The organism is Ruegeria sp. YTSC004, assembly GCF_059609805.1.
In genome coordinates this window covers 1-15,372 of the sequence record NZ_JBXWMJ010000012.1, presented here as the reverse complement: position 1 = coordinate 15,372, position 15,372 = coordinate 1, and the positions used below count along the sequence as shown (strand labels likewise).

General features: G+C 54.9%; 13 protein-coding genes. 8 read left to right on the top strand and 5 right to left on the bottom strand.

Annotated elements, in window-relative coordinates; genetic code table 11:
- The first annotated feature begins 6 nt into the window (after nt 1-6).
- The 3 genes from AC2FFP_RS18695 to AC2FFP_RS18685 are packed head-to-tail and all read left to right on the top strand — an operon-like array spanning nt 7 to nt 3,097.
- On the top strand, nt 7-1,425 hold the full coding sequence (locus AC2FFP_RS18695; RefSeq protein WP_496738397.1) for a gamma-aminobutyraldehyde dehydrogenase: 1,419 nt from the start codon (nt 7-9) through the stop codon (nt 1,423-1,425).
- Nucleotides 1,425-2,165: an SDR family NAD(P)-dependent oxidoreductase gene (locus AC2FFP_RS18690; RefSeq protein WP_496738396.1), complete on the top strand. Its 741-nt coding sequence runs from the start codon at nt 1,425-1,427 to the stop codon at nt 2,163-2,165. Before AC2FFP_RS18695 ends, AC2FFP_RS18690 begins: the two co-directional genes overlap by 1 nt.
- On the top strand, nt 2,165-3,097 hold the full coding sequence (locus tag AC2FFP_RS18685) for a 3-hydroxyacyl-CoA dehydrogenase NAD-binding domain-containing protein (RefSeq protein ID WP_496764460.1): 933 nt from the start codon (nt 2,165-2,167) through the stop codon (nt 3,095-3,097). Before AC2FFP_RS18690 ends, AC2FFP_RS18685 begins: the two co-directional genes overlap by 1 nt.
- Here AC2FFP_RS18685 and AC2FFP_RS18680 read toward each other — a convergent pair.
- The gene (locus tag AC2FFP_RS18680; RefSeq protein ID WP_496764458.1) at nt 3,075-4,106 is read right to left on the bottom strand and encodes a GlxA family transcriptional regulator; all 1,032 of its coding nucleotides are present in this window, start codon (nt 4,104-4,106) and stop codon (nt 3,075-3,077) included. The two genes, AC2FFP_RS18685 and AC2FFP_RS18680, sit on opposite strands and share 23 nt — an antisense overlap.
- Before the next feature lie 301 nt (nt 4,107-4,407).
- Between AC2FFP_RS18680 and AC2FFP_RS18675 the strand changes: the two genes are divergently transcribed.
- On the top strand, nt 4,408-5,457 hold the full coding sequence (locus tag AC2FFP_RS18675; RefSeq protein ID WP_496764456.1) for a GFA family protein: 1,050 nt from the start codon (nt 4,408-4,410) through the stop codon (nt 5,455-5,457).
- Nucleotides 5,458-5,654: 197 nt separating this feature from the next.
- Here AC2FFP_RS18675 and AC2FFP_RS18670 read toward each other — a convergent pair whose 3' ends face one another.
- From AC2FFP_RS18670 to gntH, 3 genes are read right to left on the bottom strand one after another with little or no spacing between them, the layout of a single operon-like run.
- A complete protein-coding gene (locus tag AC2FFP_RS18670; protein ID WP_496881346.1) occupies nt 5,655-6,884 on the bottom strand; it encodes a HupE/UreJ family protein in 1,230 nt (409 codons plus the stop codon).
- 46 nt (nt 6,885-6,930) lie between these two features.
- Nucleotides 6,931-8,697 (bottom strand): hypothetical protein, encoded by a 1,767-nt coding sequence (locus AC2FFP_RS18665; protein WP_496844207.1) that lies wholly within the window; start codon nt 8,695-8,697, stop codon nt 6,931-6,933.
- A gap of 54 nt (nt 8,698-8,751) precedes the next feature.
- On the bottom strand, nt 8,752-9,933 hold the full coding sequence (gntH, locus tag AC2FFP_RS18660; protein ID WP_496844206.1) for a guanitoxin biosynthesis MBL fold metallo-hydrolase GntH: 1,182 nt from the start codon (nt 9,931-9,933) through the stop codon (nt 8,752-8,754).
- A gap of 200 nt (nt 9,934-10,133) precedes the next feature.
- Here gntH and AC2FFP_RS18655 point away from each other — a divergent pair, with 200 nt between their 5' ends.
- The gene (locus tag AC2FFP_RS18655; protein ID WP_496844205.1) at nt 10,134-10,655 is read left to right on the top strand and encodes a TetR/AcrR family transcriptional regulator; all 522 of its coding nucleotides are present in this window, start codon (nt 10,134-10,136) and stop codon (nt 10,653-10,655) included.
- A gap of 172 nt (nt 10,656-10,827) precedes the next feature.
- Here AC2FFP_RS18655 and AC2FFP_RS18650 read toward each other — a convergent pair whose 3' ends face one another.
- On the bottom strand, nt 10,828-11,886 hold the full coding sequence (locus AC2FFP_RS18650; protein WP_496844260.1) for an anhydro-N-acetylmuramic acid kinase: 1,059 nt from the start codon (nt 11,884-11,886) through the stop codon (nt 10,828-10,830).
- A gap of 209 nt (nt 11,887-12,095) precedes the next feature.
- On the opposite strand from AC2FFP_RS18650, the gene AC2FFP_RS18645 reads away from it, so the two are divergent.
- The 3 genes from AC2FFP_RS18645 to AC2FFP_RS18635 all read left to right on the top strand — a co-directional run.
- The gene (locus AC2FFP_RS18645) at nt 12,096-13,364 is read left to right on the top strand and encodes an MFS transporter (protein WP_496881345.1); all 1,269 of its coding nucleotides are present in this window, start codon (nt 12,096-12,098) and stop codon (nt 13,362-13,364) included.
- Between the two features lie 91 nt (nt 13,365-13,455).
- Nucleotides 13,456-14,709, top strand: coding sequence for a tyrosine--tRNA ligase (tyrS, locus tag AC2FFP_RS18640; protein ID WP_282168145.1), 1,254 nt, complete (start codon nt 13,456-13,458; stop codon nt 14,707-14,709).
- A 117-nt stretch (nt 14,710-14,826) separates the two neighbouring features.
- On the top strand, nt 14,827-15,372 hold a 546-nt coding region (locus AC2FFP_RS18635; RefSeq protein ID WP_496881344.1), incomplete at its 3' end, for a hypothetical protein.

Here is a 15,372-nt window from a genome sequence, read left to right as displayed (position 1 = left end):
ACGCATATGCAGACGAAAATGTTGATCAACGGTGAAATGGTGGAAGGTACCGGGGAAGCCTTGCGCATCCTGAACCCTGCAACAGGCGAGACTATAGGCGAAGTAAAAGAGGCTAGCGATGCACAGATCGAGGCGGCCGTGCGCGGCTCGACAGAGGCATTTGAAGCTTTTTCAACCTCGCCCCCTGCAGAACGAGCCGCGATGTTGCTTCACATAGCTGATGTTATCGAGGCGAACAGCCAGGAGTTGGCAGAACTTGAAAGCCTGGATGTGGGAAAGCCTTGGCCATCCGCTCATGATGACGAGATGCCGCTGACGATTGATGTCTTTCGCTTTTTCGCTGGTGCTGCGCGAACCATGATGGGATCTGCTGCTGGCGAATATGTTGCGGGTAATACCTCGATGATCCGGCGTGATCCAATTGGTCCCGTAGCGGCCATAGCGCCTTGGAACTATCCGCTGATGATGGCGTCCTGGAAGATTGCCGCACCAATTGCGGCAGGATGTTCCATTGTGTTGAAACCGTCGGAGATAACGCCCCTATCTACTCTGCGACTTGCAGAATTGTTACAAGATGTTCTGCCAAAAGGCGTGCTAAACGTGATCCATGGTCGCGGGCTCGGCGTGGGGAATGCCCTGATGAACAGCCCACAGATGGAAGGGATCAGTGTAACGGGTTCTCCGGCGACAGGCATGGCTGCAATGCGGGCTGCTTCCCAGAAAATTAAACACGTTCATCTGGAATTGGGCGGCAAGGCACCGGTCATAGTCTTTGATGATGCTGATCTCGATGCTGTGGCCGAGACGATCCGATATGGCAGCTACTTCAATGCCGGTCAGGACTGCGCACAGCCATGCCGAGTGATGGTTGCAGACAGTGTTTACGACAAACTTGTGGCTGCGATTGCCGATCAGGTAGGCCAGATCCAGACAGGTGCACCGAAAGCTGAAGGAACGGAAATGGGCCCGCTTGTCTCTGCAGTTCAGCGGGATCGAGTAGCGGGTTTTGTTGATCGCGCACGCTGCAGCTCTGAAATCGTTTCCGGTGGGGCGTCTGGCGAAGAAGACGGCTTTTTCTACCAGCCGACAGTCATCGCTGACGTGGACAATACTGCGGAGATAGCTTGCAACGAGGTGTTTGGACCTGTTGTAACAGTCTCCCGTTTTTCTGACGCAGAAGAGGCGTTGAAGATTGCCAACAACGGGCCTTACGGGTTGGCCTCATCGGTCTGGACACGAGATGTTGGACGCGCGATGCAAATGACATCCAAGCTGCGCTATGGGTTTACGTGGGTAAACACGCATGGGGTCGCGACACCCGAGATGCCATGGGCCGCTATGAAGGGGTCCGGTACGGGTAGCGATATGTCGGTCTATGCGCTGGATGCTTACACCGCAGTCCGTCACGTTATGGTGGCACACTGATGCGGTTGGCTGGAAAATGTGCCTTTGTCACAGGCGGCAAGCAGGGCATTGGGCGGGGCATCGTTGAGGCGTTCGTGGCTGAAGGGGCCGCTGTCACTACCTGCGGGCGTGGCCCTCAACCCGATGATCTGCCGGAAAACGTAATTTGGTACACGCTGGATGTGTCCGAAGCCAACGCAGTTGCAGAGATCGCCAGGACAGTCTGTGGGACTGATATCCTTGTAAACAACGCCGGTGTTCAGGTCGAAAAAACAGTGACCGAAAGCACAGACGCGGATTGGGACTTAGTGATGGGCGTAAATGCGCGAGGCGTTTTTAACTGTTGTCGCGCCTTCATTCCAGAAATGTCGCAAGGTGGCTCGATCATCAACATCGGGTCGATCTCGGGCAATGCCGCGGACCCATCGATGGCGCTCTACAATGCGTCAAAGGCGTTTGTGCATGGGCTGACACGCTCTATCGCAGTGGACCACGGACCAGCGGTGCGCTGCAATGCGATCTGCCCGGGGTGGATTGAAACGGGCATGCTGGACGCAGCGTTCGACCTCGCTCATGACCCGGAAAAAGCTAAATCCGACGCGCTGGCTCGCCACGCGGTCAAACGCTTTGGCAAACCTGCCGATATTGCAGCGATGGCTGTGTGGCTGGCCTCTGACGACTCGTCTTTTGCAACCGGCCAGTTGTTCACGGTGGACGGTGGCCTGACGGCGGCCTCCCCCCTTAATCCGGGACTCTTATGATGTCAGAAATTGAAAGAACCGCCATTCTTGGAGCCGGTGTCATCGGGGCAAGCTGGGCAGCTTTGTTTCTCGCCTCGGGCCGTAGCGTGACGGTCTTTGACCCCGATCCGAATACCGAAGCATCCGTTCGCTCTTATATCGAAAAAGCCTGGCCGGCATTGGACGAATTGAATCTCACAGATAGGGCCACACCTGACGCTATCACTTTCGTTTCAACCGCCGAGGCGGCTGTCCAGGGCGCACAATTCGTTCAGGAGAACGTGCCAGAAAGACTGCCAATTAAGCATTCGACCTATGCCGGGATTGAGCCAGAGTTGAACCCTAACGCAATAGTTTCAAGCTCAACTTCCGGCCTGACGCTCGAAGCTTTGCAAGAGGGATGGCGCGATCCTAGCAAATTGATCCTAGGTCATCCATTTAACCCACCGCATCTCATCCCACTGGTCGAATTGACCGTCAACGATTCCACCGGTTCAGATGTTTTGGACCGCACAGAAGCTTTCTACAAAGACATTGGTAAAATCACGATCCGGATCAAGAAAGGCATGCCAGGGCATGTCGCGAACCGTTTGCAAGCCGCAGTTTGGCGCGAGGCCGTTCATATGGCGGTCGAAGGTGTCGCCAGTGTCGAAGACATCGATAAAGCGATGTGGGCTGGTCCGGGACTCCGATGGGCCGCGATGGGTCCCACAACGCTTTTTCACTTGGGTGCAGGCAATGGTGGCCTGCAGGCCTTCTGTGACCATTTCAAAGACACATTCAATGGCTGGTGGGACGACCTGGGCGACCCTCGTCTTGATGAGGATGTCATCAATAAACTGGTCGACGGCATAAAGGATCAAACACAGGGGCAAAGTACCGAAGAGTTATCAGCGCAACGCGACAAGATGCTTACGGCGATGCAAAAAGCTACCCAACACCTTCGGACTTGATGTCAGGCTTGAACATTGGCCAAGCGCGAAACTCGAACGGGGTGCGGCCTTCAATGCGATCCGCACTGGGGGTCAATCCAAATCGTTTGCGGTATGCCCGGCTGAAATGAACCTGTCCATTAAACCCTGATGCTTCCGCAATCTCGCTGAACTTAAGCTCAGTTTGCGTCACTAATCCGCGCGCGCGATCAAGGCGTATGTCGCGGTAATACTCGATCGGTGACTTATGGACATATTGCTGAAACAATCGGCTAAGTTGCCGTTGCGAAATCTTCAACCTCGCTGATATTTCAGGGATCGACAAAGTGGCTTCCAAGTGCGCCTCCATCAAATCGATCGCGTCCCTTACCACTCCAGAGGTGACGTACCCCAGCGGCTCTACGTCTTTGGGGTTCTGTGATTGGCCTTCTCCGCGCACATTGTGATGAAAAAGGTATCGAGCAGATGCATTGGCGATACTCTCACCAGCGACAGAATGTATAAACCGCAATCCCAGATCTGTTGCTGCAGAACCCCCGCAACAAGTGAAAATCTTTCCATCCATAACAATCATGTTCTCCGACACGGTGGTGTCATGGGCCGTTTCGGCAAAGGCGTCGATGTGTTCATAGTGAACCGTTGCGGTCTTTCCTTTGAGTAGTCCAGCCGTCGCAAGAACAATTGCGCCGGTATCCAAACCACCGAGGATTGCTCCACTCGATTCCCATTTCTGTAGGGCTACCTTGAACTGAGGTGTCCCGTGACGCTCAGGTGTCCAACTTGTACTCACCAGAACCATCCAAGGCTTGCGCGCCACCACCTCCGCCAATGGGGCAGTGTCAACGACCAAGCCGCTGCTGGTTTCAATTGGACCACCAGGGTCTGAGACATAGGTCCAAGAAAATCGAGCCGAACCTGTCAGGTAATTTGCTACTCTGAATGGATCCACGAAAGACGTTGTCGCCGAAACATTAAAATGCGAACTCACCAAAACAACTATGTCTAGCTTGCGATCTAATGGCTGCGTCATGACCGATTTTGTAAAACAGCGTCCAAAATTGTCAATTATGTTTCGGAATTACGCAAAAAACACCAGTGTACTGAGCCAAACACTGCCTAAGTGCGAAGGCTAGGCCGAGGGGATCAGATCTCAATCAGTTTCTGAAGCTAGAATGCCGACATTCGCTTCACCGCAGCGAAGGCCCACTTTGAGCCCAGAGCAGTTTTTTGAAAGTCAAAACAAACGTCTGAATGATCATCCCTCGGGCTATGGCGATTTATGTTAAGCTTTACAGAAACCAGCAGAGACATAACAGTTCTAAGGAATAGAGATGGAACGCAAATTGGCGGCCATACTGGCCACGGATGTTGTTGGTTTCGCGGGGCTGGTTTCGCGCGACGAGAGCGGAACATTGGCCGAGTTGGTACGTCTGGAACGTGAAATCATCCGCATGCAAGTTGAGGCGAACCGAGGCCGTGTTTTCAAGTCTACTGGCGACGGATTCTTGGCTGAGTTCTCAAGCGTTATTGAGGCGGTCAACTGTGCAATTGGCATTCAAAAAGCGTCTGCGCTCGAAGCCCGTCAGTCGAACACGGAAAATGCACTCATCTTGCGTATCGGGGTCTCTCTTGGTGATGTCGTTGTACATGGGGCAGATATATTGGGAGATGGTGTTAATATTGCCGCTCGGCTCGAAGCAATGGCCGAGCCAGGAGGAATAGCGGTCTCCGGCGAAGTGATGGCGCAAATAAATGGTAAGGTAGACATTCCACTTGCGGATTGCGGGCACAAAAAACTGAAAAGCACGGATACTTCAGTCCATGTTTACATGACCCAGTCAAAGCACGGTGAAGAAGGCGGGTTTCTGGATTTCGACAAGGATGAATTGGCAAAGACTATGGTAAAGGGCGGCTGCATTTGTGGAGCCGTCCGGTACGAAGTCAATGCACCAGCGATCAGTACAGGGTATTGCCATTGCAGCTGCTGTAGAAAATTCTCTGGGTCAGCGGTCAATGCGTGGACGGCTTTTCCCGTTTCTGCTGTTCGATTTCTTGATGAAGAGCCCGTGTATTTCGCGACTACGCCAATAGCCAAACGGGGCTTCTGCGCCAAATGCGGAGCAAGCCTGACCTACCAACTCGTTCAGCCGAGGGAAACGGCTTACTTGGTTATGCACACTTCGAGCCTCGATAACCCAGAAAACTTCGCTCCATCGGTCCACTCCGGGATAGAAAGCAAAATGCCTTGGTTCGACATTTTGGATGACTTGCCTCGTACACGGTCAGCAGATTCCAAGGTATTATTGGAGGCATGGTCAAGTGTCGGCTTACCTGACCCGGAAACTTGGGGGCCTCTGGCCAAACCGCCTGAAGTTTTCTAGAACCCGCGCGATGTCGGCTTTGTCCGCGTCTTGCCTGTTCATGCGACGCGCAGCGAATGTCGATCCATACCAAACCGGCCCTTGGTGCAGATCGCGGTGAAGGTGTCAGGAGAGCCCAATCTGTCTTATGCTGTGGAACAGCCGAATATCCGCATTTCTCTCAGGAAACCATCACGGCACGCACCATCGCAATGACCTTAAGCCAACGTGGAATAAACCTCGGCAACTCGCTGAAAGGTCCAAAAGCAGGCGATAGCCGCACATCCACCGGCTAAGCCCACTCGTAAGGACATCCACAAACTGGAGTTCACGCGCCGACACATTATTAAGGCAGGCCAGAGCGCAAGAATAATGGCGACCTGGCCAAGCTCGACGCCAAGATTGAAAGCAAGCAAGCTCTGCCAGATGTTTGGGGATGTAACCTGCAAAATCTTGTGCAACACAAAGCTAAACCCAAGCCCGTGCAAGAGGCCAATCAGCGTTGTCAGAAGCACCATCGTGACTTCAGAGCGCGCATTGTCCTTAAAACCCACAAACGCTGCGACGGCTGCAAATATGATAGAAAGCGCGATCCCAGTTTCGACGGCAGGAACAAACCACGCGCCCGATGGCACAAACCCGAAGAACCCCAGAGACAGCGTCACGCTATGCCCAATGGTAAAACCGGTTGCACGCAGCAATAGCGCCCTGAGTGTCTGCGCTCCAATGACCAAACACACAACAAAAAGAACATGATCCAATCCTTCGAGGATATGTCGTATACCTTCCCAGACAAAACTCAGGAATCCTCCATACCCCTCTTGCTGAACCACCAATGGTTCAGTCATCAGGCCCCGAGATCGGAATATCTGCGGTGTGTCCGAAGCGTAATCGAGAATGAGGTTGGCCGTTTGGTCCTGATCCGGCAAGCCGGGGTCCAGCACGTTGGCAATGCTGTACGATTGGACCGGGCCGTCCGTGTCATAATGCAGGACGAGATCGACAATTGTGTCACCAACAAAAAGCGGTGGCGTTAGGGCCGTTTCGCTGTCCTCGGCCTGTTGAGCTTCGGCCAAAGTTGCAAATCCGGGCTCATTTCCAATTCGATGCAAGCGAACGGACTTAACTGTTCCTCTTATGCGCTGATTGTCGACCAACAGATGCAACCCACCTTCGGCGAATTGCCCCAGACCGTTGGGATCGCTCATGACAGCCTGCAAGTCGACAAAGTGGACCAACTGACCGTCGCTCATGGCATTAGTCGTGAATGGTGCAGCTATCGGCAAGGCATCACCTTCCTGATCACCGACCTTGTCTGCAACCAGATAAGGCATGGGCGTACGGATGTAGACGCGCAGACCGTCTTCGGAATGCTCGACATGCGAAATTCGAACGTTGAGGTTAAGCAAAAAATGTGCCGAGGCTGACAGCGTCAGTGACAAGAACACACCGACAAACAAAGCGCCGAAAGCAAAAACCTTTGGTCTTAAACACTTACGCATTTGGATCGCGAGCCTCGATTACAGTTAATCCATCCAGCTTCCATTGCCCTGACTCAGGTATGACCTCCGCCAGCACCCGAAATGTAACGGCGCGTATGTGGGCGTGCCCCCAATGACCGCCTTGTGCTTTCACTGTCCATTTGGTCAGGGCACTAAATCCTCCCGGCGTGTGGGTTGGGTTAATGCGCTCCAATTTCAGGTCGCTGATATCAGTAACCGTAGCAAGACTGCCTCCTGGCGTTCGGATCGCGAGACCACGTTCAACCTCTGTTGCGATGTCACCTAGAGACGCTTCCGTTACAATGTGCGCCAGCTCTGCCTTTCTTGCGGCCGGCGAAATTTCCAGACTCACCGTGCTCAAGTTCTCGACCATTGAGCGCAGTATATCTTCCGCAGCCTGCAGCTCAGGGGGCTCAGACTTCTTCCAAGGCAAGTCCGGCAAATATCCCGAAAATGCGACGGTTGCCGATGTTGCGGCAATCATGGTTGCGCAACTGGCGCGCTTTGCAACTTTGCCCCTGCACATGAGGAAGAAACCAAGTGAGACGGCACTGATAACTCCGGTGATTAAAGCGATTGCCGGGTTCTGCTGTATCTGCTGCTCGACTGGAACCTGAGTGACAGATGCTTTTTCGTATTGGAGCAAGTGGTTCTGCCACTGAAACTGAGGGTCCACTGGTGTCACAGCTCCAAAGAACGGCCCGGCGATATCGTTTGAAATGGTCGCGACGCGGGTAATTTCCTCGTCAAACATATCCCATGTGACTGTCACCTGTTCGGGAAGTTCTGCCGATGAGAAAGACAGGATAGCTCCGATAAACGCATTGTTCACGGACACTTCCTTTCCAGGCTCGACAACCTGAAAACCTTGCGATGTTAGCTCCAGGAGCTTTGCTGTTGCGTTTGACGGTTGCACTGATTTGCCATCAATTGTCACCGGGTTACGAGAAGCCAGGAAGGGCGCTGCCTGGTTTACGATCAAGGCGCTAAGTTGTGGCGAAAGTGTCTGCCCTACGTCGAAAGTTTCACCGATCCAAGGCGCCAGTTCACGCAAGCGGATCAGCGTCTCATGCCGAACTTCACGAGGTTCGATATAAAGAAATGTTGAAGTTCCGTCCTGGGCTTTTCGATTCAGGCTTTCTGCGGAAAATCGGGTTTCCCAAGGGTCAGGCCAGGAAATCTTTAACTCTGCCTGCTTTGACAAGAAGCTGAAATCCGTGACCGGAACCTCTCGGTCAAAAACCTGCATCCCGATAGTCGCCAGTGGTACACCATCCCACGATGGAGGCACTATCGTCAGCTCCTTGGGAACTGAGTTTTGAAACGGAAAGAACACTTCGACGAACAGGACACGCGGATCTTTTGGCGGGCTGGGAACAATTTGACCCGAGAATGGGTCGCGCTGACCTGCAAGCGGCGAGGCCCGGTCGATGCGCGTTCGGTATTCTAACTTTCTGATTTCAGCGTTTAGCGGCTGTTTGTCCCTTCCAACAATCGACAGCGCCCGACTTAAAGCCTGCGTAGAACCCTGATTGAAATCTTGTTCAGCCTCCGGCTCACCCCCGACGAAATCTGATGACCAACCAATTGGCAACATATCAGCAAACAACGGAATATTTTCGACGTAGATCTCAAGGTCGACGTAGACCCCATCATCTTTGACATGAAGGACAGCGATATTGGGGGCGACTTCTGATCCGTTAGTCAGAACGACATCCGCCGAAACGGCCTGTGCAACTGAAGCCATCAGGCTCAGCATCAGGAATAGTCGGTACAGATACTGCCAAATCGGAATTTTGTTCACCCCTGAACGTTAATTATCCGGCATTGGCGGTGGTGTGTAACCCTCCCATTTTCCCGCTTTGACTTTGTCGGACGGCTCTTTTTCTTTTGAGCGCGGGGCATTGATGTACTCGTCGCTTACAGCTGGTGGCAACGCATAGTCATCAACACTCGCTTCCCGAACAACGATCTGGCCCTTGGTTACGTTGATCACCTGTAGATCTCGCGCCAGCGTCAGAGGCCCATCGTAAGTCGAACGGACGCCTTCCAAAATCGCCTGATAGTTTTCGGGTGAAAGAACAGAGTGATACCCCAGCGCCATGCGCGGTTCGACTGCGGACATCACTTTGCCAAAAGCCGCAGGTTCGGTATGAACGCGCGTAGCTACATAGGTCGCCTGTTTCATGTCCCAGCCAAAATACGGGGCCAGCGCATCCGGTGGTAGAAAAGCCTCGTGAGAAGCGATGTCCGCCCCTTTGGCATATTCGACATACCATTTGTTTGGGTAAGTATCGCCACCAAAGACGTATTTTAGCCCATTCCATTCCAGTGAGTAGCTCACGGAACCATCAAGGCTGTGGATCGCTGGCCAGGACCGGATCGTGACATCGTTCTCCTGATAAACAATTTCGTTTTCCTGCATGTAGTCGAATTCAGTGACATCAAGCTTTGCGCCATCGTCCGGCAGCGCGCCCGTTCGCGTGGCCAAGTCCCAGGCGTAAGCCTTGGACATGCCATCAACATAGGCTTTGGTCCCAAGCTCGTCCTCTGACCCAGATGGACCGAAGACGCGAAGCGGAGTATATCTGCCCGAAAGCCACCCCCCAACATGAAGACCCATGAAGTCTCCAACGTGGTCGACATGCAAATGACTGAAGAAGACCTTGTCGATTTTTGCAAAATCCGGTCGCAACGAAAACAAGTTTCCCGTTGCACCCGTTCCCACGTCAAACAGAAAGACGTCCCCATTCCCAAGTTCTACATAAAACGAAATAGATACGGCCGCCTTGGTTTGGTTTGGCATCCCCGTGCCCAATGCCGTGATACGCATCTCATCCTCGCCGAGGATTTCAGTGTTGGGAAAGTAAGACGCGGGATATACGTCGTTTTCGATTGCAGTGGCACTCCGACCCGTTGGCAACGCGTTTTGCGCCGTGGCTGTGCCAGCCAGTGTCACGCCTAAGGCCATCAATGTGCCGGCTGCGGTTTTCATTAAGTTATTCATTGATCCCCCCCCCTTCAAAGCGAAGCCTCTTAAGAGAACACAAATTTGTGATCCCCTCGTTCACCATAGACATCTCTACGGTAAGCCCATAGACTGCTCTATGTCAAATAAAGAATGCTGTAATCTGAATGTCAGAATCTATCGCTCGAAACTCACCCAAAAACGCCGCGACCAAGGAAGACTGGATATTGCTGGCCTACAAAGTACTCAACGAGGGCGGCGTTGCCGCGATAAAGGTCGTGCCAATGGCAAAGCGGCTGAACCTGACAAGCGGTAGCTTTTACTGGCATTTCAAGAACGTCCGCGAGCTTTTGGATGAAGTTCTCAGATATTGGGAGCAAGAACTGACTGACAAAGTGATCGCGCAGGCAAAGACATTTGGCGGCCCCCCAGAAGACCGAATTCTTCTTCTTATGAAAAAGGTCATTGAAGAGGACGCCGCCTTGCCGGATCACGCTGTCTCAGTGTGGGCGAATACTGATGAGAAGGTGAAAGAATCGTATCAAAGAACCATCGGCAAACGGTTCCAATTCGCCGCCTGGATGTTTGAACAGGCCGGGTTCTCGAAAGAGGAAGCGAAAGCGCGTGGAAGATTGATGGTTACTTCGCTAATGGGAGACTCTTCAACCGGTCTGAAAGCGCAAGGCGATTGGGAAAAGGTTATAGAGAGGGAACATGCAATTCTTGTCGGAAAGAAGAAGACAGAATAAGTATATCGCCCGGCATTGTTAGTTTGCTCGAAACGGACTGCCAGTTTTTAATCGCCCTGTAGGAAGAGCACACGCAACAGTGCCAGAAGCCGACGTTCAGTCTGTGACCATCAAGGACCGCTTCGTCCGCGAAAGCAGAAACCGGGCAATTAGCTTTTAACCCACCGCCCCATTACGCAACCGAACTCACAACCCCACCGCCGACCAGCGCCTTCACACCTGTCGTCCCCGGACACGACGTCGGCAGCCTGCGGGCGACGCGTGCCGCCAAATAGGCGAAGGCCTGCGCCTCAAGCATATCTCCGTCCAGACCCACGGCCTCGACTGGTTCGACCGGGCAGTCCAATGCAACGCGCAGCATCTCCATCAATACAGGGTTGTGTCTACCGCCCCCGGTGACCAACATGCGCGAGGGTGGTTTGGGGCAATGTTCCATCCCCTGCACCACGCCCGCGGCACACATGCCGGTCAGCGTGGCCACCGCGTCCGCATCGCTGAGTTCCTGCACCAGTTTGATCATCTCGGAAAAGTCGTTCCGGTCCAGTGATTTTGGCGGCATGCGTCTAAAGTAAGGCTCGGACAAAAACAGCTCGAGTGCGCCCATCTCGACGGTTCCGCCGCGCGCGACGGCTCCGTCGCGATCCATCGGCAGGCCCAGACGCGCCTGCATCAGATCGTCGACCGGTGCATTCGCGGGACCAGTGTCGAAAGCCAGCAACGCGCCGGGGGCTTCGGGGCCATCGTAACTGGGGTCCACATACGTCAGGTTCCCGACACCACCGAGGTTCAGAAAGCACAGCGGCTGGGTTGCCTCGATCCACTTGGCGCAGGCAAAGTGAAAGAACGGCGCCAACGGGGCGCCTTCGCCGCCCATCGCCACATCGTCGCTGCGAAAATCCCAGACGACTGGCACCCCCAATGCCTGAGCCAGCCCTTTCCCGTCGCCCACCTGCAACGTCCCGCGCCCACTTGGTTCATGCGCAAGAGTTTGGCCGTGCACACCGATCAGATCGACCTCATCAAATTCAGACAGCGCCTCGGCATGGGCCAGGGTAACAAGCTCTGCCGCGGCATCCACGTCAGGCCCGTGCCATTGCCCTAAAGCGGCGCGCAATACCGCGCGCTCGTGATCGGAGTAGGCACGATACCCACTTGGACCAAATCCCAAAATCCGGTGCCCGTCCGTTTCGACGACCGCAGCATCCACCCCATCCATCGAAGTGCCGGACATCGCGCCCAAAACCCTGATCGCACCTTTTCGTTTGATGGCCCGCCCCACTTTAATCTCTCCTGCCGAATTCTGTTTGTACCGTCATGGTTGATCGGCACAGCCCGTTTAACCTGCCCCTACCGCTGAAGCCAAGGCAAGCCAGATCACACGAGTGTCGCGCTTTTTCCCGACAATTTGGTATAAGGAACACAAATCGGTTTTGGGTGCATATGTCAGACACATACTCACAGAAACAACCATCCGAAGGCCGGAACTATTTTCTGATCTTCTGGTCCGGGGCTCTGGCCACGATCGGAGGGCAGTTGATCAACCCAAATCTGGTGCTACCGTTCCTGTATCTGGCTCTGGGCGCGCCAACGTTTTTTGCAGGAATGCTTCTGCCCTTTGTCACCGGATCGCGCCTGATTGCCGAGATCTTTGTCGCACCTTTCATTAACCGGGCAACCCGCGCCAAGCTGGCCGTTTACGCACCGAACCTGTTGACAGCCGCAGTATTGGCGGCGGTGGCCCTGTTTTCAACAAAACTACCCAGTGTGATGATCGTACTGCTGTTCCTGACCACCGCGATGGTCCTGGGATTGTGCCAGGGGATCACCAGCCTTGGAACCAGCCAGATCTACGGCATCTCCGTTCCCGAAGCGAAACGAAACCGGATGGTGTTTGCGCAAGCCACCATCTCGGGCGTTTTGGCCATCATCGTCGTTCTGATCACGCGCGACCTGCTGTCCGGGGACCAACCGATGCAGCGCCACATCGTCGTTCTGTGGTGCGGCGTGATTGCCATGTTTGCCGCAGGTGTTGCCTTTGCAGGAGTGCGACTGCTTGAGGATGAACAGCGCGCCCCATTGCCGGAGCCAAAGAAAAAACCCAAACCCCTGGCCGAGTTGGCGACAGGATTCAAAACCGGCATGGCCTATCCCTGGTACCGCAAGTTTCTTTCGGCCCGACTGATCTTTGTGTCGGTCGAGCTAGCGATGCCCTTCTACACGATCCATGCTGCGACGCTTCATATGGGGACCAAGCATTCACTCAGCTATTTTGTCATAGGGGCCAGCCTTGGAATGGTGATCGGCTCGCTTCTGTGGGGATGGCTCAGCGATCGTGTCTCGGTCAAACCTGTGATGTGGCTGGGGTGCATGATCGCCGCAATCTCGGCTCTGATGGCGCTTGGCTTTACGTTCCTCGGCTACGCTCAGAACGTCTGGGTCTACGCGCTGGTGATCCTGCTGCTATCGCTGGGCGGGAATGGGGTGATCTATGGGCGCTACCTGTATCTCATTCAGATGAGCGTTGAAAAAGAGCGCCCCTACCTGGTTGCACTAGGGGATGTCAGCGCTGGCCTCGTAGGAATTGTTTTTGCTGCGATCCTTGGCGCAGTCGCACATCTGCATGATCCGATCACGCCGATTGTTGTCCTTGTGGTGTTGAACACCATCGCAATGTTCTATGCCTTCCGCCTGCCCCCGGTCAAAAGCTGACACAGCCCGCGTTTTCTTGGAAATGGTGCCTTTTCCTTACCCAGTGCGCCGCCTATACAGTGCCCCGCAACATAAACCCAAAGGGCACGATATGACCTACCACCCCAAATCGGATTTCATCGCCACGATGATCGAGCGCGGCTTTCTCGCCGACTGCACCGATTATCAGGGCCTTGACGAGGCGCTGATCAGTGGGTGCAAACCGGCATATATCGGCTTTGATGCGACGGCCAAGTCGTTGCATGTGGGCAGCCTGATCCAGATCATGATGCTGCGCTGGTTCCAGAAAACCGGACACCAGCCAATCACTCTGATGGGCGGCGGCACCACCAAGGTGGGCGACCCGTCGTTCCGCGCGGATGAACGCCCCCTGCTGGGTCCCGAACAGATCGACGAAAACATTGCGGGCATCAAAAAGGTGTTCTCGGCCTATATCGATTATGACAGCGATGCCGAAAACAAGGCGCTGATGCTGAACAATGCCGAATGGCTTGATGGCCTGAACTACCTCGATTTCCTACGCGATATCGGGCGGCATTTCTCGGTCAACCGGATGCTGGCGTTTGAATCGGTGAAATCACGGTTGGATCGCGAGCAATCGTTGAGCTTCCTTGAGTTCAACTACATGATCCTGCAGGCCTATGATTTCCTTGAGCTGAACCGCCGTTACGGCTGCGTCCTGCAGATGGGCGGCTCGGATCAGTGGGGCAACATCGTCAACGGTATCGACCTGACGCGTCGCGTGCTGGATCATGAGATCTACGGCCTGACTTCGCCGCTTCTGACCACCAGCGACGGCAAGAAGATGGGCAAGTCGCAGGACGGTGCGGTCTGGCTGAACGCCGAGATGCGCTCGCCTTACGAATTCTGGCAGTTCTGGCGGAACACGACCGACGCGGATGTTGGCCGTTTCCTAAAGCTTTACACCGAAATGCCGGTGGATGAGTGTGACCGACTGGGCGCGCTGCAAGGGTCCGAGATCAACGAGGCCAAGATCCGCCTCGCCAACGAAGTCACCGCCCTGCTGCACGGAACTGAGGCTACGGCCAACGCCGAGGCCACGGCCCGTGAAGTGTTCGAAAAAGGCGGTGTTGGGGGCGATCTTCCGACCCTGACCCTCAGCGCGGCTGAATTGGGCGACGGCATGTCCATCGTACAGGTCATCGTGAAATCGGGTCTGGCAAAGTCCGGTAAAGAGGCCAAACGGCTGATCGCGGAAAACGGTGCCAAGCTGGATGACGCTCCGTTGACGGATGCCGGGTTGATGATCGACGCGGGTGCTCTGTCGTCACCAATCAAGCTGAGCGCAGGTAAGAAGCGCCACGCGTTGGTTCAGCTGGGCTAGCGAGCCATTCACCATGAAGTAGACGAAACGGCCACCCTTTGCGGTGGCCGTTTTTTGTTTTAGGTATCGGCTAAGCTTAGGGATGCCCTTGCAAGAACCGCGTCACCTTTCATCATCGTGGGCATTGTTACCCTGGCCCGGGCTATTGCCTTCCGGCCCGTTGCCTCCACCGTTGTTCCCTTTACTGCCGCCCTTACCGCCACCTTTACCTTTGCCGCCTTTGCCGCCACCTTTACCGTCGCCGCCCTTGCCGCCACCTTTACCGTCACCGCCTTTGCCGCCACCCTTACCGTCGCCGCCCTTGCCGCCACCTTTACCGTCGCCGCCCTTGCCGCCACCTTTACCGTCACCGCCTTTGCCGCCACCTTTACCGTCGCCGCCTTTGCCGCCACCTTTACCGTCGCCGCCTTTGCCGCCACCTTTACCGTCGCCGCCCTTGCCACCGCCATCATTGCCGCCACCATCGTTGCCGCCGCCATCATTGCCGCCGCCATCGTTGCCGCCGCCATCGTTGCCGCCGCCATCATTGCCGCCGCCATCGTTGCCGCCACCATCGTTGCCGCCGCCATCATTGCCGCCGCCATCGTTGCCGCCGCCATCGTTGCCGCCGCCATCGTTGCCGCCACCATCGTTGCCGCCGCCATCATTGCCGCCGCCATCGTT

Bases quoted from the DNA above. Each gene is read 5' to 3' on its own strand.
- AC2FFP_RS18695 (WP_496738397.1), top strand. From the start codon at position 7: ATGCAGACGAAAATGTTGATCAACGGTGAAATGGTGGAAGGTACCGGG.
- AC2FFP_RS18690 (WP_496738396.1), top strand. From the start codon at position 1,425: ATGCGGTTGGCTGGAAAATGTGCCTTTGTCACAGGCGGCAAGCAGGGC.
- AC2FFP_RS18685 (WP_496764460.1), top strand. From the start codon at position 2,165: ATGTCAGAAATTGAAAGAACCGCCATTCTTGGAGCCGGTGTCATCGGG.
- AC2FFP_RS18680 (WP_496764458.1), bottom strand. From the start codon at position 4,106: ATGACGCAGCCATTAGATCGCAAGCTAGACATAGTTGTTTTGGTGAGT.
- AC2FFP_RS18675 (WP_496764456.1), top strand. From the start codon at position 4,408: ATGGAACGCAAATTGGCGGCCATACTGGCCACGGATGTTGTTGGTTTC.
- AC2FFP_RS18665 (WP_496844207.1), bottom strand. From the start codon at position 8,697: ATGCTGAGCCTGATGGCTTCAGTTGCACAGGCCGTTTCGGCGGATGTC.
- gntH (WP_496844206.1), bottom strand. From the start codon at position 9,933: ATGAAAACCGCAGCCGGCACATTGATGGCCTTAGGCGTGACACTGGCT.
- AC2FFP_RS18650 (WP_496844260.1), bottom strand. From the start codon at position 11,886: ATGTCCGGCACTTCGATGGATGGGGTGGATGCTGCGGTCGTCGAAACG.
- AC2FFP_RS18645 (WP_496881345.1), top strand. From the start codon at position 12,096: ATGTCAGACACATACTCACAGAAACAACCATCCGAAGGCCGGAACTAT.
- tyrS (WP_282168145.1), top strand. From the start codon at position 13,456: ATGACCTACCACCCCAAATCGGATTTCATCGCCACGATGATCGAGCGC.